Origin of the sequence: Citrobacter sp. Cpo012, from assembly GCF_030333015.1 — a bacterium.
Taxonomy (GTDB): domain Bacteria; phylum Pseudomonadota; class Gammaproteobacteria; order Enterobacterales; family Enterobacteriaceae; genus Citrobacter; species Citrobacter portucalensis.
Genome location: NZ_JAOWGR010000033.1, coordinates 41,993 through 64,750, shown reverse-complemented (window position 1 = coordinate 64,750; position 22,758 = coordinate 41,993). Strand labels below are relative to the sequence as shown.

Annotated in this window: 18 protein-coding genes; 8 read left to right on the top strand and 10 right to left on the bottom strand. The window is 54.0% G+C overall.

Features of this window, described 5'->3' with window-relative positions; genetic code table 11:
* Nucleotides 1-274 precede the first annotated feature (274 nt).
* From gltB to OGX90_RS04555, 4 genes are all read left to right on the top strand, one after another.
* The gene (gene gltB / locus OGX90_RS04570; protein ID WP_020996357.1) at nt 275-4,735 is read left to right on the top strand and encodes a glutamate synthase large subunit; all 4,461 of its coding nucleotides are present in this window, start codon (nt 275-277) and stop codon (nt 4,733-4,735) included.
* Between the two features lie 12 nt (nt 4,736-4,747).
* Entirely contained in the window at nt 4,748-6,166 is a 1,419-nt protein-coding gene (locus OGX90_RS04565) for a glutamate synthase small subunit (protein WP_008785940.1), read from the top strand.
* 247 nt (nt 6,167-6,413) lie between these two features.
* Nucleotides 6,414-7,664 (top strand): cytosine permease, encoded by a 1,251-nt coding sequence (gene codB / locus OGX90_RS04560; protein WP_032945130.1) that lies wholly within the window; start codon nt 6,414-6,416, stop codon nt 7,662-7,664.
* Nucleotides 7,654-8,934, top strand: a complete 1,281-nt coding sequence (locus OGX90_RS04555) for a cytosine deaminase (RefSeq protein WP_032945132.1) — start codon at nt 7,654-7,656, stop codon at nt 8,932-8,934. The genes codB and OGX90_RS04555 overlap by 11 nt, the downstream gene beginning before the upstream one ends.
* A gap of 58 nt (nt 8,935-8,992) precedes the next feature.
* Here OGX90_RS04555 and nanQ read toward each other — a convergent pair whose 3' ends face one another.
* From nanQ to nanR, 5 genes are all read right to left on the bottom strand, one after another.
* Nucleotides 8,993-9,460 (bottom strand): N-acetylneuraminate anomerase, encoded by a 468-nt coding sequence (nanQ, locus tag OGX90_RS04550; RefSeq protein WP_057067638.1) that lies wholly within the window; start codon nt 9,458-9,460, stop codon nt 8,993-8,995.
* Nucleotides 9,461-9,462: 2 nt separating this feature from the next.
* On the bottom strand, nt 9,463-10,332 hold the full coding sequence (gene nanK / locus OGX90_RS04545; RefSeq protein ID WP_208743681.1) for an N-acetylmannosamine kinase: 870 nt from the start codon (nt 10,330-10,332) through the stop codon (nt 9,463-9,465).
* Nucleotides 10,333-10,429: 97 nt separating this feature from the next.
* Nucleotides 10,430-11,920, bottom strand: coding sequence for a sialic acid transporter NanT (gene nanT, locus OGX90_RS04540; RefSeq protein WP_048215451.1), 1,491 nt, complete (start codon nt 11,918-11,920; stop codon nt 10,430-10,432).
* Nucleotides 11,921-12,029: 109 nt separating this feature from the next.
* A complete protein-coding gene (gene nanA, locus OGX90_RS04535; RefSeq protein WP_286623245.1) occupies nt 12,030-12,923 on the bottom strand; it encodes an N-acetylneuraminate lyase in 894 nt (297 codons plus the stop codon).
* A 259-nt stretch (nt 12,924-13,182) separates the two neighbouring features.
* Entirely contained in the window at nt 13,183-13,974 is a 792-nt protein-coding gene (gene nanR / locus OGX90_RS04530; protein ID WP_286623243.1) for a transcriptional regulator NanR, read from the bottom strand.
* A 359-nt stretch (nt 13,975-14,333) separates the two neighbouring features.
* Here nanR and dcuC point away from each other — a divergent pair, with 359 nt between their 5' ends.
* Complete coding sequence (gene dcuC, locus OGX90_RS04525; protein WP_060683127.1) at nt 14,334-15,701, top strand: anaerobic C4-dicarboxylate transporter DcuC; 1,368 nt, start codon at nt 14,334-14,336, stop codon at nt 15,699-15,701.
* A 55-nt stretch (nt 15,702-15,756) separates the two neighbouring features.
* Here dcuC and sspB read toward each other — a convergent pair whose 3' ends face one another.
* From sspB to zapE, 5 genes are all read right to left on the bottom strand, one after another.
* Entirely contained in the window at nt 15,757-16,260 is a 504-nt protein-coding gene (sspB, locus tag OGX90_RS04520) for a ClpXP protease specificity-enhancing factor (RefSeq protein ID WP_003025130.1), read from the bottom strand.
* 5 nt (nt 16,261-16,265) lie between these two features.
* Nucleotides 16,266-16,904: a stringent starvation protein SspA gene (gene sspA, locus OGX90_RS04515; RefSeq protein ID WP_003025132.1), complete on the bottom strand. Its 639-nt coding sequence runs from the start codon at nt 16,902-16,904 to the stop codon at nt 16,266-16,268.
* Between the two features lie 316 nt (nt 16,905-17,220).
* A complete protein-coding gene (rpsI, locus tag OGX90_RS04510; protein WP_003025138.1) occupies nt 17,221-17,613 on the bottom strand; it encodes a 30S ribosomal protein S9 in 393 nt (130 codons plus the stop codon).
* A gap of 15 nt (nt 17,614-17,628) precedes the next feature.
* On the bottom strand, nt 17,629-18,057 hold the full coding sequence (rplM, locus tag OGX90_RS04505) for a 50S ribosomal protein L13 (RefSeq protein ID WP_003025141.1): 429 nt from the start codon (nt 18,055-18,057) through the stop codon (nt 17,629-17,631).
* Between the two features lie 218 nt (nt 18,058-18,275).
* A complete protein-coding gene (gene zapE, locus OGX90_RS04500) occupies nt 18,276-19,403 on the bottom strand; it encodes a cell division protein ZapE (protein ID WP_008785949.1) in 1,128 nt (375 codons plus the stop codon).
* 192 nt (nt 19,404-19,595) lie between these two features.
* On the opposite strand from zapE, the gene zapG reads away from it, so the two are divergent.
* The 3 genes from zapG (at nt 19,596) to degS (ending at nt 22,687) form a co-directional block, all read left to right on the top strand.
* Nucleotides 19,596-19,994 (top strand): Z-ring associated protein ZapG, encoded by a 399-nt coding sequence (zapG, locus tag OGX90_RS04495; RefSeq protein WP_003025147.1) that lies wholly within the window; start codon nt 19,596-19,598, stop codon nt 19,992-19,994.
* A gap of 168 nt (nt 19,995-20,162) precedes the next feature.
* Nucleotides 20,163-21,530 (top strand): serine endoprotease DegQ, encoded by a 1,368-nt coding sequence (gene degQ, locus OGX90_RS04490; RefSeq protein WP_008785951.1) that lies wholly within the window; start codon nt 20,163-20,165, stop codon nt 21,528-21,530.
* A gap of 89 nt (nt 21,531-21,619) precedes the next feature.
* Entirely contained in the window at nt 21,620-22,687 is a 1,068-nt protein-coding gene (gene degS, locus OGX90_RS04485) for an outer membrane-stress sensor serine endopeptidase DegS (protein WP_008785952.1), read from the top strand.
* Nucleotides 22,688-22,758: the final 71 nt, after the last annotated feature.

Sequence of the window (22,758 nt, the reverse complement as noted above, 5' to 3'; positions counted from 1 at the left end):
TAAATAAGATTGCCATTTGACCTGTGTGTGGATTCCCGATAACGTGGAAATCCGCTGGAAGCTTTCTGGATGAGCAGCCTGCTCATCATATTTATGCAGTAATTGAGATTCCCTCTGAAGCAAGTCCTCAAACTTGTTTGACCTATGCGAAAAGGATAAAGAGGGCGAATGCGAGGTAAGCGCATGACACGCAAACCCCGTCGCCATGCTCTTGGTGTGCCCGTGCGCAACGGTCCAGATGGGAATCCCGCAGAGCCTGGGGAGGTTCACTGATATGTTGTACGATAAATCCCTTGAGAGGGATAACTGTGGTTTCGGCCTGATCGCCCACATAGAAGGCGAACCTAGCCACAAGGTAGTGCGTACCGCCATACACGCACTGGCCCGCATGCAGCACCGTGGCGCAATTCTAGCCGATGGTAAAACCGGCGATGGTTGCGGTTTGCTGTTACAAAAACCTGACCGCTTTTTCCGCATCGTGGCGCAAGAGCGCGGCTGGCGTTTAGCTAAAAACTACGCCGTCGGCATGATCTTTTTAAATAAAGACGCTGAACTGGCTGCGGCTTCTCGTCGCATTGTCGAAGAAGAATTACAGCAGGAGACCCTGTCGATTGTCGGCTGGCGCGACGTGCCGACCAACGAAGGTGTTCTCGGTGAAATCGCCCTCTCCTCCCTGCCTCGTATCGAGCAAATTTTTGTCAACGCCCCTGCGGGCTGGCGTCCGCGTGATATGGAGCGCCGCCTGTTCATCGCGCGCCGTCGCATCGAAAAACGCCTCCAGGACGATAAAGACTTCTACGTGTGTAGCTTGTCGAACCTGGTCAATATCTATAAAGGTCTGTGTATGCCGGCGGATCTGCCGCGCTTTTACCTGGACCTGGCGGACCTGCGTCTGGAATCGGCCATCTGCCTGTTCCACCAGCGCTTCTCCACCAATACCGTACCGCGCTGGCCGCTGGCGCAACCGTTCCGCTACCTTGCGCATAACGGTGAAATCAACACCATCACCGGCAACCGCCAGTGGGCACGCGCACGTACCTATAAATTCCAGACACCGCTGATCCCTGACCTGCACGACGCCGCACCGTTCGTTAACGAAACCGGCTCCGACTCCAGCTCAATGGATAACATGCTGGAACTGCTGCTGGCTGGCGGGATGGACATTATCCGTGCCATGCGTTTACTGGTGCCGCCGGCCTGGCAGAACAACCCGGATATGGACCCGGAGCTGCGCGCGTTCTTTGACTTTAACTCCATGCACATGGAGCCGTGGGATGGCCCGGCGGGCATTGTTATGTCCGACGGCCGCTTTGCCGCCTGTAACCTTGACCGAAACGGCCTGCGCCCGGCGCGCTACGTCATCACCAAAGACAAGCTGATTACCTGCGCCTCTGAAGTTGGGATCTGGGATTATCAGCCGGATGAAGTGGTTGAGAAAGGTCGCGTCGGCCCTGGCGAGCTGATGGTTATCGATACCCGCAGCGGGCGCATTCTGCACTCCGCCGAAACCGATGACGATCTGAAAAGCCGCCATCCGTACAAAGAGTGGATGGAGAAGAACGTCCGCCGTCTGGTGCCGTTCGAAGACCTCGCAGACGATCAGGTCGGCAGCCGCGAACTGGACGATGACACGCTCGCCAGCTATCAGAAACAGTTTAACTACAGCGCCGAAGAGCTGGATTCCGTGATCCGCGTGCTCGGCGAAAATGGTCAGGAAGCGGTCGGCTCAATGGGTGATGATACCCCGTTTGCCGTGCTGTCCAGCCAGCCGCGCATCATTTATGACTACTTCCGCCAGCAGTTCGCGCAGGTGACTAACCCGCCGATCGACCCGCTGCGTGAAGCGCACGTTATGTCGCTGGCCACCAGCATCGGTCGTGAGATGAACGTCTTCTGCGAAGCCGAAGGTCAGGCACACCGCCTGAGCTTTAAATCGCCGATCCTGCTGTACTCCGATTTCACCCAGCTCACCACCATGAAAGAGGAGCATTACCGCGCCGACCGCCTGGATATCACCTTCGATGTGACCGAAACCACCCTCGAAGAGACCGTCAAGGCATTGTGCGATAAGGCGGAACAGATGGTGCGTAACGGTACGGTGCTGCTGGTGCTCTCTGACCGTAACATCGCGAAAAACCGCCTGCCGGTTCCGGCACCGATGGCCGTGGGCGCAGTGCAAACGCGCCTTGTAGAACAAAGCCTGCGTTGCGACGCCAACATCATCGTTGAAACCGCCAGCGCCCGCGACCCGCACCATTTTGCTGTCCTGCTCGGCTTTGGCGCGACGGCCATTTACCCGTATCTCGCGTATGAAACGCTGGGACGGCTGATCGACACTCAGGCGATTGCCAAAGATTACCGGACCGTGATGCTGAACTACCGTAACGGCATCAACAAAGGTCTGTACAAAATCATGTCCAAAATGGGCATTTCGACCATCGCCTCTTACCGCTGCTCGAAGCTGTTTGAAGCGGTTGGTCTGCACGATGATGTCGTGGCGCTGTGCTTCCAGGGCGTGGTCAGCCGTATTAGCGGCGCAGGGTTTAGCGACTTCCAGCAGGATCTGCTAAACCTCTCCAAACATGCATGGCTGGCACGTAAACCTATCAGCCAGGGCGGTTTGCTCAAATACGTCCACGGCGGCGAATACCATGCCTACAACCCGGACGTGGTGCGCACGCTGCAACAGGCGGTACAAAGCGGCGAGTACAGCGACTATCAGGAATATGCCAAGCTGGTCAATGAGCGTCCGGCGGCCACGCTGCGCGATCTGCTGGCGATTACGCCTGGCGATGAAGCCGTAAGCATTAGCGAAGTAGAACCCGCAACCGAACTGTTTAAACGCTTCGATACCGCAGCTATGTCCATCGGCGCATTAAGCCCCGAAGCACACGAAGCGCTGGCCGAAGCCATGAACAGCATCGGCGGCAACTCGAACTCCGGTGAAGGCGGTGAAGACCCGGCGCGCTATGGCACCAATAAAGTGTCGCGCATTAAGCAGGTTGCTTCCGGTCGCTTTGGCGTAACCCCGGCGTATCTGGTCAACGCCGATGTCATCCAGATTAAAGTCGCTCAGGGCGCGAAACCTGGCGAAGGCGGTCAGTTACCGGGTGATAAAGTCACCCCGTACATCGCCAAACTGCGCTATTCGGTACCGGGCGTGACGCTGATCTCCCCGCCGCCGCACCACGATATTTACTCTATCGAAGACTTAGCGCAGCTGATTTTCGACCTCAAACAGGTCAACCCGAAAGCGATGATCTCCGTGAAGCTGGTTTCCGAACCAGGCGTTGGCACCATCGCCACAGGCGTGGCGAAAGCCTATGCGGACCTGATCACCATTGCTGGCTACGATGGCGGTACAGGCGCAAGCCCGCTCTCCTCGGTGAAATATGCGGGCTGCCCGTGGGAACTCGGTCTGGTGGAAACCCAGCAGGCGCTGGTCGCTAACGGTCTGCGTCACAAGATTCGTCTGCAGGTTGATGGCGGTCTGAAAACCGGTGTCGATATCATTAAAGCGGCGATTCTGGGTGCGGAAAGCTTCGGCTTCGGTACCGGTCCAATGGTGGCGCTGGGCTGTAAATACCTGCGTATTTGCCACCTGAACAACTGCGCAACCGGCGTGGCGACTCAGGATGACAAACTGCGTAAGAATCACTATCACGGCCTGCCGTTCAAAGTGACTAACTACTTTGAATTTATCGCCCGCGAAGTCCGTGAGCTGATGGCGCAACTGGGTGTGAAGCGTCTGGTGGATCTGATTGGTCGTACCGACCTGCTCAAAGAGCTGGAAGGGTTTACCGCCAAGCAACAGAAACTGGAGCTGTCTCGTCTGCTGGAAACCGCCGAACCGCATCCGGGTAAAGCGCTGCATTGCACCGAGAACAACCCGCCGTTTGATAACGGCGTGCTGAACGCTCAGTTGTTACAGCAAGCGAAACCGTTTGTCGACGAGCGCCAGAGTAAAACCTTCTGGTTCGATATCCGCAACACCGACCGTTCCGTTGGCGCGTCGCTGTCGGGCTATATCGCGCAAACGCATGGCGATCAGGGGCTGGCGTCTGACCCAATCAAAGCGCACTTCAGCGGTACCGCAGGCCAGAGCTTCGGCGTGTGGAACGCGGGCGGCGTGGAGTTGTATCTGACCGGTGATGCCAACGACTATGTCGGTAAAGGTATGGCGGGCGGTCTGCTGGCAGTGCGTCCTCCGGTTGGCTCTGCTTTCCGTAGCCATGAGGCGAGCATCATTGGTAACACCTGTCTGTATGGCGCCACCGGTGGCCGCCTGTTTGCCGCGGGTCGTGCAGGTGAGCGCTTTGCAGTACGTAACTCCGGCGCAATCACCGTGGTTGAAGGTATTGGCGACAACGGCTGCGAATATATGACCGGCGGCATCGTCTGTATTCTCGGAAAAACGGGCGTCAATTTCGGAGCGGGTATGACGGGTGGATTCGCCTACGTGCTCGACGAAGACGGTGAGTTCCGCAAACGCGTGAACCCGGAACTGGTAGAAGTGCTGAACGTGGACTCGCTGGCTATCCACGAGGAACACCTGCGCGGTTTGATTACCGAGCACGTACAGCATACCGGCTCTTCACACGGCGAAGAGATCCTGGCTAACTGGCCAGCATTCTCGGCGAAATTCGCGCTGGTAAAACCAAAATCCAGTGATGTGAAAGCACTGTTGGGTCACCGTAGTCGTAGCGCAGCAGAGCTGCGTGTGCAGGCGCAGTAAGGGGTAGCAGCAATGAGTCAGAACGTATACCAATTTATCGACCTGCAGCGCGTTGATCCGCCTAAGAAGCCGCTGAAGATCCGTAAGATCGAGTTTATCGAGATCTACGAGCCGTTTTCCGAAGGTCAGGCCAAAGCACAGGCAGACCGCTGCCTGTCCTGCGGTAACCCGTACTGCGAGTGGAAGTGCCCGGTGCATAACTACATCCCGAACTGGCTGAAACTGGCGAACGAGGGGCGTATTTTTGAAGCAGCAGAACTGTCGCACCAGACCAACACTCTGCCGGAAGTCTGTGGCCGCGTGTGCCCGCAGGATCGTCTGTGTGAAGGATCCTGTACGCTGAACGATGAGTTCGGCGCAGTGACTATCGGTAACATCGAGCGCTATATCAACGATAAAGCATTCGAAATGGGCTGGCGCCCGGATATGACCGGCGTGCGTCAAACCGACAAGCGCGTGGCGATCATCGGTGCCGGTCCGGCAGGCCTGGCCTGTGCTGATGTGCTGACCCGTAACGGCGTGAAGGCGGTGGTGTTTGATCGTCATCCGGAGATTGGTGGTCTGCTGACCTTCGGCATCCCGGCTTTCAAGCTGGAGAAAGAGGTCATGACCCGCCGTCGTGAGATCTTCACCGGCATGGGTATTGAGTTCAAACTCAACGTCGAAGTGGGCCGTGACGTCCAGCTCGACGACCTGCTGAAGGATTACGACGCGGTATTCCTTGGCGTAGGTACTTATCAGTCGATGCGCGGCGGACTGGAAAACGAAGACGCTTCCGGTGTGTTTGATGCCCTGCCGTTCCTGATCGCCAATACCAAACAGTTGATGGGCTTTGGCGAAAGCAGCGACGAGCCGTACATCAGCATGGAAGGCAAACGCGTCGTCGTTCTCGGCGGCGGCGATACCGCGATGGACTGCGTGCGGACCTCGGTTCGCCAGAACGCAGCACATGTCATCTGCGCTTATCGTCGTGACGAAGAGAACATGCCGGGTTCCAAACGCGAAGTGAAAAATGCGCGTGAAGAAGGCGTCGAATTCCAGTTCAACGTCCAGCCTTTAGGCGTGGAAGTGAACGCCAACGGTAAGGTATGCGGTGTGAAAATGGCGCGTACCGAAATGGGTGAACCGGATGCGAAGGGCCGTCGCCGTGCGGAGATCGTCGCCGGTTCCGAACACGTTGTTCCGGCAGATGCGGTGGTACTGGCGTTTGGCTTCCGTCCGCACAGTATGGAGTGGCTGGCAAAACACAGCGTCGAACTGGATTCTCAGGGCCGCATTATTGCTCCAGAGCGCAGCGACAACGCCTTCCAGACCAGCAACCCGAAAATCTTCGCCGGTGGCGACATCGTGCGCGGTTCGGATCTGGTAGTCACCGCGATTGCCGAAGGTCGTAAAGCGGCAGACGGTATCCTGAACTACCTGGAAGTGTAATACAGCCTCTTAAGGCATCTCATCTGCCCGGGTGGGTGAGATGCCAAATTCCTGCCGCAATACCGCCAAACCTGCCGATTAAGCCAGTCTGACAACACGTTTAGTAAACAGGGCAAATAACCTTAACACCCCAAACAGATCAATAGCATGAATAATAACCATGTAAAAATCAGACGAAAACGTTTGCTTTACGTTGAGAACTGTATATTATGCGGCGGATTTTTTGGGCAAAATTCATGGAGGCGTTGTGTCGCAAGACAACAATTATAGCCAGGGCCCCGTCCCTCTGGCGGCGCGAAAAGGCGTAGTTCCACTAACATTTGTCATGTTGGGACTCACATTCTTTTCCGCCAGTATGTGGACCGGTGGCACACTCGGTACCGGTCTTTCTTATAATGATTTCTTCCTGGCAGTTCTCTTCGGTAATCTTCTCCTCGGTATTTACACTGCATTTCTCGGTTTTATCGGCGCAAAAACAGGGCTCTCAACCCACCTTCTGGCGCGTTACTCATTTGGTGTGAAAGGTTCATGGCTTCCCTCTCTGCTGTTAGGCGGCACACAGGTAGGCTGGTTTGGCGTTGGTGTGGCCATGTTTGCTATCCCGGTTGGCAAAGCGACGGGAATTGACGTCAATATCCTGATTGCGGTTTCCGGTCTGTTGATGACCCTGACCATCTTTTTTGGCATCTCAGCGCTGACCGTTTTATCAATCATCGCCGTACCTGCCATCGTTGTTCTTGGCAGCTACTCCGTCTGGCTGGCGGTGAGTGATGTCGGCGGTTTGGAGCATTTAAAAGCGATAGTGCCGCAAACGCCGCTGGATTTCTCCACCGCACTGGCGCTGGTAGTCGGCTCGTTTGTCAGCGCAGGGACATTAACCGCTGACTTCGTCCGTTTTGGCCGCAACGCCAAAGGCGCGGTGCTGATCGCCATGGTGGCGTTTTTCCTTGGCAACTCCTTGATGTTCATCTTCGGCGCTGCGGGCGCGGCTGCGGTTGGACAGGCGGATATCTCTGACGTGATGATTGCCCAGGGACTGCTGCTGCCCGCGATCATCGTTCTCGGCCTGAATATCTGGACCACCAACGATAATGCGCTGTACGCATCGGGCCTGGGATTTGCCAATATTACCGGCCTTTCCAGCCGTACGCTGTCGGTGGCTAACGGTATTATTGGCACACTGTGCGCGCTGTGGCTTTACAATAACTTTGTCGGCTGGCTGACATTTCTGTCGGCAGCGATTCCCCCGATTGGCGGGGTGATCATCGCCGACTATCTGCTGAACCATCGCCGCTATGCCGACTTCAGCAAAGCGCAATTTATTTCCGTAAACTGGATAGCGATCCTGTCCGTTGCACTGGGCATTGCCGCAGGCCACTATATTCCCGGCATCGTGCCCGTCAATGCCGTACTCGGCGGCGTATTCAGCTATATCCTGCTGAATCCACTTTTCAATCGCAGCCTTGCTAAATCCCCGGAGGTCAGCCATGCAGAATAATAACATCACCATTCATCAGGCGCGTTTACAGGGACGTGAAGGGTTATGGCAAATCACGATTGAAAACGGGCGCTTTAGCCGTATTGAGCCTCAAGACGCAGCTACGTTGCCACAGGGTGAAGTGCTTGATGCCGAAGGTGGTCTGGCAATTCCCCCGTTTGTTGAGCCACATATCCATCTGGACACTACGCAAACCGCGGGCGAGCCGAGCTGGAACCAGTCTGGTACATTGTTTGAAGGCATTGAGCGCTGGGCTGAACGTAAGGCAATGCTCACTCACGAAGACGTCAAAGCGCGCGCCATGCAGACCCTGAAGTGGCAAATGGCCAACGGCATTCAGTATGTCCGTACTCACGTTGACGTTTCCGACCCTACGTTGACGGCGCTAAAAGCCATGCTGGAGGTGAAGCAAGAAGTCGCTCCGTGGGTAGAGCTACAGATTGTCGCGTTCCCGCAAGAAGGCATTCTTTCTTATCCCAACGGTGAAGCGCTCCTGGAGGAAGCCGTGCGTCTGGGCGCCGACGTCATTGGCGCGATCCCGCACTTTGAATTCACGCGTGAATATGGCGTAGAGTCGCTGCATAAGATTTTCGCTCTGGCGCAAAAATACGACAAACTTATCGACGTGCACTGTGACGAAATCGATGATGAGCAATCCCGCTTTGTTGAAACCGTTGCGGCGCTGGCGCATCGCTACAATATGGGCGAGCGCGTGACCGCCAGCCATACTACGGCGATGCATTCCTACAACGGCGCGTATGCTTCCCGTCTTTTCCGTCTGTTGAAAATGTCCGGCATTAACTTTGTCGCAAATCCACTGGTGAATATTCACCTGCAAGGGCGCTTTGACACTTATCCTAAGCGTCGTGGTGTTACGCGCGTCAAAGAGATGCTGGAAGCGGAGATCAACGTCTGCTTCGGTCATGATGACGTCTTCGATCCGTGGTATCCGCTGGGCACTGCGAATATGCTGCAGGTGCTGCATATGGGATTACACGTGTGCCAGCTGATGGGATACGGACAAATTAACGATGGGTTGAACCTGGTCACCACCCACAGCGCGAAAACCCTGCATCTGCAGGACTATGGTCTGAACGTGGGGAATTCTGCGAATCTGGTGATTTTGCCTGCAGAAAATGGGTTTGACGCGGTTCGTCGCCAGACGCCTGCCCGTTATTCCATTCGTCATGGTCGAGTCATTGCCGAGACGGTCCCAAGCCAAACCACACTGCATCTGACGCAGCCAGAAACGGTGACGTTTAAGCGCTAGGTCGTTACATTCCATGTCGGATGGCGTAAGCCTTGCCATCCGACACAGTCTCTCATTCTCAAGCTTGTAATAAGCTGGCGCGGACTTTGATCACCACCTTTTTGATGTCCATCGGGGTCTGCACCACACAACCCGGTTTATGCGGCTCGCCCGGCATAAAAATCACAAATTTTCCCGGCTTCAGTACCATAGCCTGTTCATCGGCAATCTGGCTGCACAGCTGATAATCATCCTCGATGTGCATCTCTTCGCAGTGACGAGCAGAATCGGTCATCCCGAACAGAATCCGTTCTTCGCCGGACAACAGCATCTGAATATCAATGTACTGCTGATGCAGCTCCGCTTTCTTATGCTCTGGGCTCTGCGTTGTAAATTGCATGACATTCATAAAAATATTCTCGCCCTGCAACGTGTAGCGCCCAGGCGTTTTCTCCTGCGGATTCGCCGCAATGGCAAGCGTTAACGCCTGCTGCAAGACCGGATGTAATCCGGCAGAAGGCAGTGAATTCAACGCATCTGATATCATCATCATTCTCCCTGGACCAACAGCGCGGCCCCCAGTAATCCAGCGTCATGACGGCAATGCGCCGCCAGCAATTCCACGTGATAGGCCAAAGGCTCTTGTGCCAGATAATGTTCCACCAGCGCCAGATACCCTTCAGCCAGCCCAACGCTGCCGCCAATGACCACGCACTGACAATCAGTCGTGGCCTTCACATCGGCAACAAGCCTTGCCAAAGTACGCGCTGAGCGATGGATCAACCGGCTTGCCTGCTCATCCCCCTGCCCGGCACGGCTAAAAATAGTTTTGGCGTCGCATCCGGCAAGCGCGCCTTCGGCAGCCGCCGCTATTCCACGACCGGATGCGATCGCCTCAACGCAGCCCACACGCCCGCAGCCGCAAACAGGCCCATGCGGATCGGCCAGCGTATGTCCCAGATGCCCAGCCAAACCGCCGACTCCAGTCAGCAGTTTCCCACCGCTGACGACTCCCCCGCCAACGCCTGTGGAGACGGTAATAAACACCAGATCGCGGTACTCACCACCAAGCGCATGGTACTCAGCCCACGCCGCTGCCTGTGCGTCATTGACGGCCAGCGTCGGCAGGCCGGTGATTTGTTCCAGCGTTTGTGTCAGCGGAAAATGCATCAATCCGCCGAGGTTATTCGGATTCAGCGCCAGTAAAGCCCCCTCACGGATAATCCCCGTCGAGGCGATCGCCACCCGATTAGCACGCCCCTGTAGCGGGGCAACCAGTGTTTGTAACGCGGCGCGCAGCGCTTGCGGCGTTTTACTGACAGGCGTCGGCAGTTCACGCCGCTCGCGGACTTGCAGATTGTTGTCTATCAGCGCGGCAGCCAATTTGGTGCCGCCAATATCAATCGCCAGTGTGGTCATGACGCCGCCTCATGCATCGTAGTGGCGCTCTGTAGCTCGAAGAACGACATATTCCTTCCCTTACAGCTATTGCCCGGTTCAGCACCGGGCAACTGGATTAACTTTTGGATTTCACCATAGTGCTTTTGTCACCGCCGAACGGCACGGCACCGCTAAACGGTCGACCATCAATGGCATCATGCGTACGCAACGCTTCAGGACGCAGCCAGCGCTGTACACGGGACGGCATATCAAGACCAATCAGCAGGATCACTACAAATGTCAGGCCGAAAGAGAGCGATCCCAGCGCGGTACCCAGATCCAGACGTTGGGCAATCAGCGCGCCGATGATCGGTGCCAGAGCCCCACCCAGTGCGCCTACGTTATAGGTGAAGCCCAGTCCCGCCGCACGCTGATCGGTATCGAAATAACCGCCAATCAGTTTTGGTAAGATCCCGGAGATCCCCTGGCCGAGCATTTGTTGGAAAAACAGCAGCAAACCCAGTACCCAGACGTTTGAACCGCCTATCGCAAACACCGGAATAATCAGCAACTGCGAGGCCAGCAGACTGCAGACATAGGCTTTACGCGTGCCCAGCCAGTCACCAAGAAAACCGCCGACGCAACACCCAACCGCCGCACCAAAGCCGCTAAAGAAGAGCACTCTGGCCACCGTGGAAGGATCGTACAGCAGTTCCGTTTTCAGATAGGTTGGCAACAGCGCCTGAATCGGCCACGAGTACAGGAAGGCGAATAGCACGACCACCATCAGCATCACGCCCGTCGGCCAGCGTTTCCCGCTGCTTTGCACCATAAAGCTAATGAAGATAAAGGCGCATATCAGTCCCAGGACCGCCACGATAGCCGCATTTTGCAGGTTGCCAGCAAAGCAGAACCACAGCGCAGTTGCAGCGGCGAGCGTCATCAGAATATTAATTACCCGATGCTCACCCCGGTAGAGAATGTCCACCATCGTGCGTACCGGCGCTTTGCCTTCGTGTTTTTCTTTCCAGTCTTCCGCTTCCGGAATATTTTTACGCAGCCAGAGGGCGAAGATAATTGGCAGGATGCCGATGAAGAACAGCGCGCGCCATCCCCAGACCGGGACCACCAGACTGTAAACCTGGGCGGCGATCACGGCACCAACGGAAAATCCGGAAATCAGGAAACCACTGGCTTTGTTTCGCAGGTGTTTAGGCCAACTTTCAATAACATAGGTTGCGCTGGAGCCATACTCACCGGCCATTCCCATACCGATAACCAGGCGGGCGATAAACATGGTGGTGTAGCCCGGCGCGAAACCGCAGGCCAGCGTTCCCACAGAGAACAGAATGATGCTGGTGACCATTGCCAGGCGGCGTCCGTAGCGGTCGCCCATTGCCCCCAGCATTAACCCGCCAAACCAACGGGAGATAAAGGCGGCCGAGATCAGGCTGGCAGCCTGCACCGTCGTCAGTCCGAATTCGCCCTGCACTTCTGTCAGCACCAGAGCGATTAACACAAAATCGAAACCATCAAGCAAATATCCCAGCCAGGCGGCGGAAAATGCCCGCCATTGTGCCCGATTGAGATGGCGATACCACGGGATGCTTTGGGTAGAAGTACTCATTTTACTCTCCCGACGATTTTTGTTGTTGTGCCGGGTGGTGGCTTTGCCTTACCCGGCCTACGGTCGAAAATCCAGGCCGGGCAAGCGAAACGCCCCCGGCGACCCGTGATTACGCCTTTTCCGCCAGCAGTTGGTTTGCCAGCGCTTTCAGTTCCGGCAGATAGTGTTCATCTACCGGGGCAAAGGGTTTACGGCACAGTGGGACAGAAACCACATCCATATAGTGCAATACTGTTTTCAGGCCGCGGAACACGCCAACCTTAATAAGCAGATCGATAACCTTATTGCACTCGGTTTGCAGCTTTTGCGCCGTGCGGATGTCACCTTCTTTGAGCGCTTTCACAATTCCCTGATAGCGCCACCCCATGATGTTGTAAGTGCTACCGATACCGCCATCTGCGCCCGCAAGCATTCCGGAAGCAAAGATCTCGTCATAGCCGTTATAAAGCACCAGATCGGGATGAGCGCGGCGGATCTGTTCCATCTGATAGAGATCGCCCGAAGTTTGCTTCAGTGCGCCAACGCCTGGCAGCGTTACCAGCGTGTTGATCTGATCCAGCGTCAGTTTTACGCCGCTCAGCGCCGGAATGTTATAGACCACCATCGGTAAACCATCAGCGGAATCAATAATTGCGCGGTAGTGATCGCAATGTTCTTCAAAGCTGAACGGATAGTAAAACGGTGTAACGGCCGAAACGGCATCAAAGCCGTAACGATGTGCCGCACTCGCCAGCTGTTGGCTCTCTTCAGTACTCACCGTGCCAACATGGGCGATCAGCGTCACCTTACCTTTCGCCTCTTCGGCAACAATTTCCAGTACCTGCTCTCTTTCAACGCGGTTTTGGACAAAGGCCTCACCCGTTGAGCCACCGACATAGAGCCCGTCTACACCCTGACCAATGTTGAAACGCACCAGGCGGCGCAAACTCTCGATGTCCAGTCTCTGTTGGTTATCGAATGGGGTTAACAACGCTGGCATTACGCCTTTTAAATCTCTTGCCATAACGACCTCTGACGATGATTAGTGTTATCTAACTGCATACCTTTATACCTGTTATACCAGATCAAATAAGCAGCAATACAATACAGAACGCTTATAGTGCGATCTACTTCACTAAACACTTCATCCTTCGAGCCGCCTCTGCGTTAGCTGCGTTCGCTCACCCCTGTCACATAGTTATCTATGCTCCAGGGAACTCGCTCTCTTGCCGCCTTGATGCAACTTGAATGATTTTGTGTTTAAACGATCGTCGGGATCGCGATCACTTACGCAACTTTTTACTTTTGCTGAAGGCATGCCAGGTCGCGGAAACGCTATTGAGGTGTTCTTGCAGTGCGCGGTCAGCTTCTTCAGGATCGCGCTGGCGAATTGCGTCGACAATCGCGATATGCTGCTGATAACTCACGTTGTTGTGCTCATACAACTCTTGATCGGCGACGGTCGGACGGGCGGCAATCAGCCAGTCTAACAGCGCAACATGGATAGCCATAAAGATAGGATTGCCCGGGATCTCAGCCAGTACACGGTGAAAATCAACGTCCGAGCGGATGAACAACGTATTGTCATCGAGCGACTGGCTGTTGATCTCCAGTGCTTTAACTAGTCTGTCGATTTGCTCATCTGTCGCATGTTCGGCAGCGTATCGTACCAGGCTGGATTCAAAGAACAGTCTCAACTGCTCGAAGTGGGCAATGCCGCCGGGATGTGCGAGGAAATCTTTCGCCATACCAGACAGCTCGCTGATGATGGTATCAGCTGAAGGACGCGAAACGCGGGCGCGCTCGCCGTTGTTGATTTGTACCAGACCTTTGCGTTTTAACGCGGCCAGCGCTTCTCGTACAGAAGGACGGCCCACGTTAAAGAAGGCCATCAGCTCCCGCTCAGACGGCAACTGTTCGCCCTCGCCAAATTCCCGACGACGAATCATCTGCTCCAGTTCTTCTTCAACCATTTCAGACAGTTTTTTACGCGCCAACGGGCGATTGCGTAAGCTACGGCCAATGGTGGATGGAGAGTCTTCAGCTTGCGAATCAAATGCGTTCATAGGGTCCATTCAGCTAAGTCATGGTGACAAACAACAGCGGGTTTATCCTAACACAGGATCGAAAGCAGGGTGAAATGATGGACGATCTGATCCGGCTGGCTTATTGATAATATACGTAACAGCAATATTATTTTAAGCGAGTATCTTCTGCCTCATTTTAATTGAATGGAGTTAAATAGCTTCATGAAAATTATGAATATGAACGTGATAATTTATCATAACCATCTATTTTATAACGATAAATAATTACATCATCGAATTAAAAATAAGATATTCACTCCATAAAAAATGCCCAGAAAAATATAACATCCGTTTTGACAACAGCATTATTACCGGATTTATCTTCTTCTCTGGCATGGAGTGAAACAATGTTCGGCATCATTATCTCTGTCATCGTTTTATTAACGATGGGTTACCTGATCCTCAAAAACTACAAACCGCAGGTCGTGCTGGCCGCCGCCGGGATCTTCCTGATGATCTGCGGCGTCTGGCTGGGCTACGGCGCGTTGGTCGCTAACGACAAAAGCAGTGGCTATCTACTGGTCGATATTTACAATGAAATTTTGCGTATGCTCTCCAACCGCGCGGCCGGGCTGGGGTTATCAATCATGGCGGTGGGCGGTTATGCCCGTTATATGGACAGAATGGGGGCCAGCAGAGCGATGGTTAGCCTGTTAAGCCGCCCGCTCAAGCTAATCCGTTCACCCTATGTAGTGCTTGCCGCCACCTATGTGATTGGTCAGATCATGGCGCAGTTCATTACCAGCGCATCCGGGTTAGGTATGTTGCTGATGGTGACGCTGTTCCCAACGCTGGTTAGTCTTGGCGTAAGCCGTTTATCCGCTGTTGCGGTCATTGCCACTTCGATGTCGATTGAATGGGGCATTCTGGAAACCAACTCTATTTTTGCCGCGCAGGTCGCGGGCATGAAAATCGCCACCTATTTCTTTCAATACCAGTTGCCCGTCGCGTCGTGTGTCATTGTCGCCGTCGCCATTGCGCATTTTTTCGTTCAGCGTCAATTTGATAAAAAAGCCGCACCGGAAAGTAACGGATTTGCGGAACAAAAGACGCTGGAAAACGTACCCCCGCTCTATTACGCCATTTTGCCGGTGATGCCGCTGATCCTGATGCTGGGCTCGCTTGCTCTTGCACAAATGGGGCTAATGAAAGCTGAGTTGAATCTGGTGGTGGTGATGTTAATGAGCATGACGCTGACTATGTTTGTTGAATTCCTGCATAAACATAATCTGCGCGAAACGATGGATGATGTGCAGGCTTTTTTTGACGGCATGGGGACGCAGTTTGCCAACGTTGTCACCCTGGTGGTCGCCGGTGAAATCTTTGCGAAAGGGTTGACGACTATCGGGACTGTCGATGCCGTAATAAAAGGCGCAGAGCATTCCGGTCTTGGCGGTATCGGCGTGATGATCATCATGGCGGTTGTCATCGCCGCCTGCGCAATCGTCATGGGGTCAGGCAACGCGCCGTTTATGTCTTTTGCCAGCCTCATTCCGGATATTGCCGCCGGGCTGCATATTCCTGCCGTAGTAATGATTATGCCGATGCATTTTGCCACTACGCTTGCCCGCGCGGTGTCACCCATAACCGCTGTAATTGTCGTGACATCGGGTATTGCCGGCGTATCGCCCTTTGAAGTGGTAAAACGTACAGCAATCCCGATGGCAGTAGGATTTGTGGTGAATATGGTAGCCACCATCGCGCTGTTTTATTGATACCAAAGCCAGAAAGCAGAACAGGCCCTAAAGGGCCTGTTTTTTATTTCACTACTTATTTCACTACGCGCAGCGCTGGACGCCCACCGCGAGGCGGTGGCGGAGTATCATCCGGATCGTTGTCGTCGCCATTATCAGGCTTATCGCCATCAATGACCGACATGACCGTTTCACTCTCAAAACCAGACGCGTCGTTGTCGTCATCATTTAAGCTGGCAACATCTTCGTCGTAGGCGGCTTCCGGTTCGAACATCGTACCGGCGCCATTTTCACGTGCATAAATTGCCAGAACGGCAGCCAACGGCACAGACACCTGACGCGGCACGCCACCGAAACGCGCGTTAAAGCGCACTTCATCGTTAGCCAGTTCCAGGTTGCCCACCGCACGCGGTGCAATATTCAGAACAATTTGCCCGTCACGCGCATATTCCATTGGAACCTGCACGTCCTGGAGCGTCACATCCACCACCAGATGCGGCGTGAGCTGGTTGTCCAGCAACCACTCATAGAACGCGCGCAGCAGATACGGACGGCGTGGTGTTAGCTGTGGCAAATCCATACAGGTTAACCCCGGCCCAGACGCATTTCACGTTCAGGCTCAGTCAGAGAAGCCAGGAAAGAGTCACGTTCGAAGACGCGAGTCATGTACCCTTTCAGTTCTTTCGAACCTGCACCGTTGAATTCAATCCCCAGCTGCGGTAAACGCCACAGCAGCGGCGCCAGGTAGCAGTCTACCAGGCTGAACTCATCGCTCAGGAAGTAAGGTTTCTGGCCAAATACTGGCGCGATTGCCAGCAGTTCTTCGCGCAGACGCTTACGCGCGACTTCGGCTTCAGAAGCAGAACCGTTCACGATGACGTTCATCAGCGTGTACCAGTCTTTTTCAATACGCTGCATGTACAGGCGGCTTTCACCACGCGCAACCGGGTAAACCGGCATCAGCGGCGGATGCGGGAAGCGCTCATCCAGGTATTCCATAATGATGCGAGATTCCCACAGGGTCAGCTCACGATCCACCAGTGTCGGTACGCTCTGATTCGGGTTGAGGTCGATCAGATCCTGAGGTGGATTGTCCTTCTCCACATGCTCAATCTCGAAACTAACACCTTTCTCAGCCAGCACAATGCGGACCTGATGGCTATAGATGTCAGTAGGACCAGAAAACAGCGTCATTACCGAACGTTTGTTGGCAGCGACAGCCATGAAAACCTCCAGGTATATTCAGAATTTTTACTGCTACCAGCCACTCAGTGGCCAGCCAGAAGTGATGTCACCCAGACTCGGGAAAGTCATTACTGTTCAAAATACAAACAAAAAATGAACGATACCGGACATTTGGGCAGAAAATTGGATGATAGTTTACCAGATTTTGTGACCTTTGTGGTGAGTCGATTCTTGAAATGGGGAAAAAGAGGTGGCAATCAGCGGATTACCGTGGATCTGAGGCGAGAAATAACGATAAAAAAACCCGCCGAAGCGGGTTTTTTCGCAAATTGTCGTCTGCCGAAGCAGAGTACAATTAACGTTTGGAGAACTGAGGACGACGACGTGCTTTACGCAGACCGACTTTCTTACGTTCAACCTGACGAGCATCACGGGTAACGAAGCCAGCTTTACGCAGTTCGCCACGCAGGGATTCGTCGTACTCCATCAGAGCGCGGGTGATACCGTGACGGATCGCACCAGCCTGACCAGAGATACCACCACCTTTAACAGTGATGTACAGATCCAGTTTCTCAACCATGTCGACCAGTTCCAGCGGCTGACGAACTACCATGCGGGCAGTTTCACGACCGAAGTACTGTTCCAGAGAACGTTGGTTGATTACGATTTTACCACTGCCCGGTTTGATGAAAACGCGAGCTGCGGAACTTTTGCGGCGACCAGTGCCGTAGTATTGATTTTCAGCCATTGCCTATAATCCCGATTAGATGTCAAGAACTTGCGGTTGCTGTGCCGCGTGGTTGTGCTCGTTGCCAGCGTAAACTTTCAGTTTACGGAACATAGCACGACCCAGCGGGCCTTTTGGCAGCATGCCTTTAACCGCGATTTCAAGCACACGCTCAGGACGGCGAGCAATCATCTCTTCAAAGGTCGCTTGTTTGATACCACCGATGTGGCCGGTGTGGTGATAGTACACTTTGTCAGTACGCTTGTTGCCGGTTACAGCAACTTTGTCAGCGTTCAGAACGATGATGTAATCACCGGTATCTACGTGCGGAGTGTATTCCGCTTTGTGCTTACCGCGCAGGCGCAGAGCCAGTTCGGAAGCCAGACGGCCCAGAGTTTTACCGGTCGCGTCAACAACATACCAGTCGCGTTTTACGGTTTCTGGTTTAGCTGTAAAAGTTTTCATTAAAAGCTTACCCAAATAAATAAGTTACACGTTGGTGAACACCCAAACGTTTTGTCAGTTGAGGTTCACACGACATTGTCCAGCAAACCTACCCCTTCGAATAGCCTATGCCGGCGCATAGAAAGTTTTGGGAAAAAAACTCTCTCGTAACGTGGGGTCGCAAGATTATAGAGAAGTCAGGGTCAAAGATCGACCCCTTTATGTGATTTGCGGCAGGTTTAACCGGCTAAATGTTCCCGCTTCAGATACTCTTCGCTTTGCATCTCCTGCAAACGCGACAAACAACGCTGAAATTCAAACTTCAGACGCTCGCCCTGATAAATTTCATAGAGGGGTGATGCCGCACTGACCACCAGCTTGACGTGGCGTTCGTAGAACTCATCCACCAATGCGATAAAGCGTCGCGCTTCACTCTCCATCAGCGGGGTCATGACCGGCACATCAGACAACAGCACCGTGTGAAACAGACGCGACAGCACAATGTAGTCATGCTGACTCCGGGCATCGACACAGAGCGTGGTAAACGACACCGCCAGCGTTTGGTTTTCGACGGCCAGCGTCTGCATCGGACGATGATTGATCTCCAGCGTTGGCGCATGTTCAACTTTGGTTCCCGCTAATGCCAGCCAAAGCTTATCCATCTGCTGGCGGGTTTCCTCATTCAATGGCGACAACCACAAATGCGCCTGCGTTAAGGTGCGCAGACGATAATCGACGCCGGCATCGACATTCATGATGTCGCAATGCTGTTTGATGGCATCAATGGCAGGAAGAAAACGCGTGCGTTGCAAACCGTTACGATATAGCTCATCTGGCGGAATATTAGAGGTCGCCACCAGCGTAATACCGCGGGCAAACAGCGCTTTCATCAGGCCGCCGAGCAGCATGGCGTCGGTGATATCAGAAACAAAAAATTCGTCGAAGCACAGCACGTCGGTTTCGGCCTTAAAGCGGTCGGCGATGATTTCCAGCGGATCGCTCTGCCCCTGTAAGGCAGTAAGCTCTTCATGCACGCGCAGCATAAAACGGTGAAAGTGCAAACGCTGTTTACGTTCGCCCGGCAGGCTATGGTAGAACAGATCCATCAGCCAGGTTTTTCCGCGCCCAACTCCGCCCCACATATATAAACCACGCACCGGCGCGTTGATCGGTGACTCACGCTTGCCCAGCAATTTACCAAAACGCGCCATCAGTCCACTCTCTTGCGGCGCAGGACGTGCTGGCGTTGTAAGCGCCTGGAAAATGGTTTCCAGTCGATTCACGGCTTCGAGTTGTACGTTGTCGGGTTGATGACTGCCGTCGTTGAGGGCTTGCTGGTAACGCGATGTAGGGGAAAAGCTTTGCATGATGTTATTGTTATTCCTTGAGAATCGATGTGCCGTCGCTCACGGTTGACGAAAAAAAGGCCGTTCTACATTACGTGATATAAACACGGGATTCCACTTCTACGGGATTAGCGGTTATAGTGGCATAATCAGGCGCAGGCATGGAGCCTAAAGCCAACACCCTACGGAAACACAAGACAACGGGAGATGTTCATGACCTGGGAATATGCGCTAATTGGGTTAGTCGTCGGTATCATTATTGGTGCTGTAGCCATGCGTTTTGGTAATCGTAAATTACGCCAACAGCAGGCATTGCAGTACGAACTGGAAAAAAATAAAGCTGAGCTGGAAGAGTACCGCGAAGAGCTGGTGAGCCACTTTGCCCGCAGCGCTGAATTGCTGGATAACATGGCGGACGATTATCGTCAGATTTACCAGCACATGGCGAAAAGCTCCAGCAACCTGCTGCCGGGTATGTCGCCGGAAAACAACCCGTTCCGTAACCGTCTGGCAGAGTCTGAAGCAGGCAACGATCAGGCGCCGGTTCAGATGCCACGTGACTATTCTGAAGGGGCATCCGGCCTGCTGCGTAGCGGCGCAAAGCGCGACTAACCGCACATCGTTAAGAAATTTATTGGGCGCAGCAATTGCGCCCTCCGCTTCTCTTCCTGTCCCAGCTATTATTTAGTCGTTAGCCGCATTGTGACCTAACCGAAAATTCAATAACATCAACCTGTTTTGAATCATCTTCCGTTTACTCAAGGTACGAGAGCAGGATCCATGAAAAAACAAACCCAGCTGTTGAGTGCATTAGCGTTAAGTGTCGGGTTAACTCTCTCGGCGCCATTCCCGGCCGCAGCGTCTATCCCCGGCCAGGTTCCCGGTCAGGCTGCGCTTCCCAGCCTCGCTCCGATGCTGGAGAAAGTGTTACCTGCCGTGGTGAGCGTAAGGGTTGAAGGTACAGCCACTCAGGGGCAGAAAGTCCCGGAAGAGTTCAAAAAGTTTTTTGGTGATGAACTTCCCGATCAACCGTCACAACCCTTTGAAGGGCTGGGCTCAGGGGTCATCATTGACGCAGCCAAAGGCTACGTTCTGACCAATAACCACGTTATTAATCAGGCGCAAAAAATCAGCGTTCAGCTTAATGATGGCCGAGAGTTCGACGCTAAGCTTATCGGCAGCGACGATCAGAGCGATATCGCACTGCTACAAATTCAGCACCCCAGCAACCTGACGCAAATTGCCATTGCTGACTCCGATAAACTCCGCGTGGGTGATTTCGCGGTGGCTGTGGGTAACCCGTTCGGTTTGGGTCAAACAGCCACCTCCGGCATTGTATCTGCCTTGGGTCGCAGTGGGTTGAACCTGGAAGGTCTGGAAAACTTTATTCAGACTGACGCCTCTATCAACCGCGGTAACTCCGGCGGCGCATTGCTCAACCTGAACGGTGAGCTGATCGGTATTAACACCGCGATTCTGGCCCCCGGCGGCGGCAGCATCGGGATTGGCTTTGCAATCCCGAGCAACATGGCGCGCACGCTGGCACAGCAGCTGATGCAGTTTGGTGAAATCAAACGCGGTCTGTTGGGTATCAAAGGCACCGAAATGACCTCGGATATCGCCAAAGCATTCAAACTGGACGTACAGCGTGGCGCGTTTGTCAGTGAGGTTCTGCCTAACTCCGGCTCCGCAAAAGCGGGAGTGAAATCTGGTGACGTCATTACCAGTCTCAACGGCAAACCGCTAAACAGCTTCGCCGAGCTGCGTTCACGCATTGCAACAACTGAACCTGGGACCAAGGTCAAACTGGGCCTGCTGCGTAACGGTAAACCGCTCGAGGTTGAAGTCACCCTCGATACCAGCACATCATCGTCCGCCAGCGCAGAGATGATTGCGCCTGCGTTGCAAGGGGCCACGCTCAGCGATGGTCAGTTAAAAGACGGCACCAAAGGCATCAGAATTGATAACGTAGAAAAAAGCAGCCCTGCAGCACAGGCCGGTCTGCATAAAGATGACGTTATCATTGGCGTTAACCGCGATCGCGTAAACTCAATCGCCGAAATGCGAAAAGTGCTGGAAGCGAAACCGTCGATCATTGCTCTGCAGGTGGTGCGCGGTAACGAGAGTATTTACCTGCTCCTGCGTTAACGCATGCAACCGGACATCAGCCCCTCGTGTGATGTCCGGTAAACTCGTGATATGCTGCTGCCGTTCCCTTTATTAATGACGCCGCCATCATGTTTGTGAAGCTTTTACGTTCGGTCGCGATTGGTTTAATCGTCGGCGCCATCCTGCTGGCCGCGATGCCCTCTCTGCGAAAAATTAATACGCTTACCGCACCGCAGTTCGACAGTGCAGATGAAACGCCCGCTAGCTATAACCCGGCGGTTCGCCGCGCAGCGCCTGCCGTCGTGAACGTTTATAACCGCAGTATGAACAGTACCGCGCACAACCAGCTTGAGATCCGCACGCTCGGCTCAGGCGTTATCATGGATCAGCGCGGCTATATCATTACCAATAAGCACGTCATTAACGATGCCGACCAAATCATCGTCGCATTGCAGGACGGCCGCGTATTTGAAGCGCTGCTTGTGGGGTCTGATACGTTAACCGACCTTGCGGTGCTGAAAATCAACGCCACTGGCGGGCTGCCAACAATCCCAATTAATAACAAACGCGTGCCGCACATTGGTGACGTAGTACTCGCCATCGGTAACCCGTACAACCTTGGGCAAACCATCACTCAGGGGATCATCAGCGCCACCGGTCGAATTGGCCTGAACCCGACAGGACGGCAAAACTTCCTGCAAACAGATGCTTCCATCAACCACGGAAACTCCGGCGGTGCGCTGGTCAACTCACTGGGTGAATTGATGGGGATTAACACGCTGTCATTTGATAAGAGCAACGATGGCGAAACCCCGGAAGGGATCGGTTTTGCCATTCCGTTTCAGTTGGCGACTAAAATCATGGATAAACTGATTCGTGACGGGCGCGTGATTCGTGGCTACATCGGTATCAGCGGTCGCGAAATTGCACCACTGCACGCTCAGGGCGGCGGGATGGATCAAATTCAGGGGATTGTGGTTAACGAAGTTTCCCCGGATGGTCCGGCAGCACAGGCAGGCATTCAGGTTAACGATCTGATTATCTCGGTCAATAACAAACCGGCGGTGTCTGCGCTGGAAACGATGGACCAGGTGGCAGAGATTCGACCAGGTTCAGTTATCTCCGTTGTCGTGATGCGTGATGACAAACAGTTGACGCTGCAGGTAACGATCCAGGAATACCCAGCCACCAATTAACGTCACGTCTGGCGGCCTACTGACCATAAAAAAACCGGAGCATGTTGGCTCCGGTTTTTATTAGGCGATAT

Excerpts from the sequence above, each read along its gene's own strand:
- gltB (WP_020996357.1), top strand. The coding sequence starts at position 275 with ATGTTGTACGATAAATCCCTTGAGAGGGATAACTGTGGTTTCGGCCTG.
- OGX90_RS04565 (WP_008785940.1), top strand. The coding sequence starts at position 4,748 with ATGAGTCAGAACGTATACCAATTTATCGACCTGCAGCGCGTTGATCCG.
- OGX90_RS04555 (WP_032945132.1), top strand. The coding sequence starts at position 7,654 with ATGCAGAATAATAACATCACCATTCATCAGGCGCGTTTACAGGGACGT.
- nanQ (WP_057067638.1), bottom strand. The coding sequence starts at position 9,460 with ATGATATCAGATGCGTTGAATTCACTGCCTTCTGCCGGATTACATCCG.
- nanK (WP_208743681.1), bottom strand. The coding sequence starts at position 10,332 with ATGACCACACTGGCGATTGATATTGGCGGCACCAAATTGGCTGCCGCG.
- nanT (WP_048215451.1), bottom strand. The coding sequence starts at position 11,920 with ATGAGTACTTCTACCCAAAGCATCCCGTGGTATCGCCATCTCAATCGG.
- nanA (WP_286623245.1), bottom strand. The coding sequence starts at position 12,923 with ATGGCAAGAGATTTAAAAGGCGTAATGCCAGCGTTGTTAACCCCATTC.
- nanR (WP_286623243.1), bottom strand. The coding sequence starts at position 13,974 with ATGGACCCTATGAACGCATTTGATTCGCAAGCTGAAGACTCTCCATCC.
- dcuC (WP_060683127.1), top strand. The coding sequence starts at position 14,334 with ATGTTCGGCATCATTATCTCTGTCATCGTTTTATTAACGATGGGTTAC.
- sspB (WP_003025130.1), bottom strand. The coding sequence starts at position 16,260 with ATGGATTTGCCACAGCTAACACCACGCCGTCCGTATCTGCTGCGCGCG.
- sspA (WP_003025132.1), bottom strand. The coding sequence starts at position 16,904 with ATGGCTGTCGCTGCCAACAAACGTTCGGTAATGACGCTGTTTTCTGGT.
- rpsI (WP_003025138.1), bottom strand. The coding sequence starts at position 17,613 with ATGGCTGAAAATCAATACTACGGCACTGGTCGCCGCAAAAGTTCCGCA.
- rplM (WP_003025141.1), bottom strand. The coding sequence starts at position 18,057 with ATGAAAACTTTTACAGCTAAACCAGAAACCGTAAAACGCGACTGGTAT.
- zapE (WP_008785949.1), bottom strand. The coding sequence starts at position 19,403 with ATGCAAAGCTTTTCCCCTACATCGCGTTACCAGCAAGCCCTCAACGAC.
- zapG (WP_003025147.1), top strand. The coding sequence starts at position 19,596 with ATGACCTGGGAATATGCGCTAATTGGGTTAGTCGTCGGTATCATTATT.
- degQ (WP_008785951.1), top strand. The coding sequence starts at position 20,163 with ATGAAAAAACAAACCCAGCTGTTGAGTGCATTAGCGTTAAGTGTCGGG.
- degS (WP_008785952.1), top strand. The coding sequence starts at position 21,620 with ATGTTTGTGAAGCTTTTACGTTCGGTCGCGATTGGTTTAATCGTCGGC.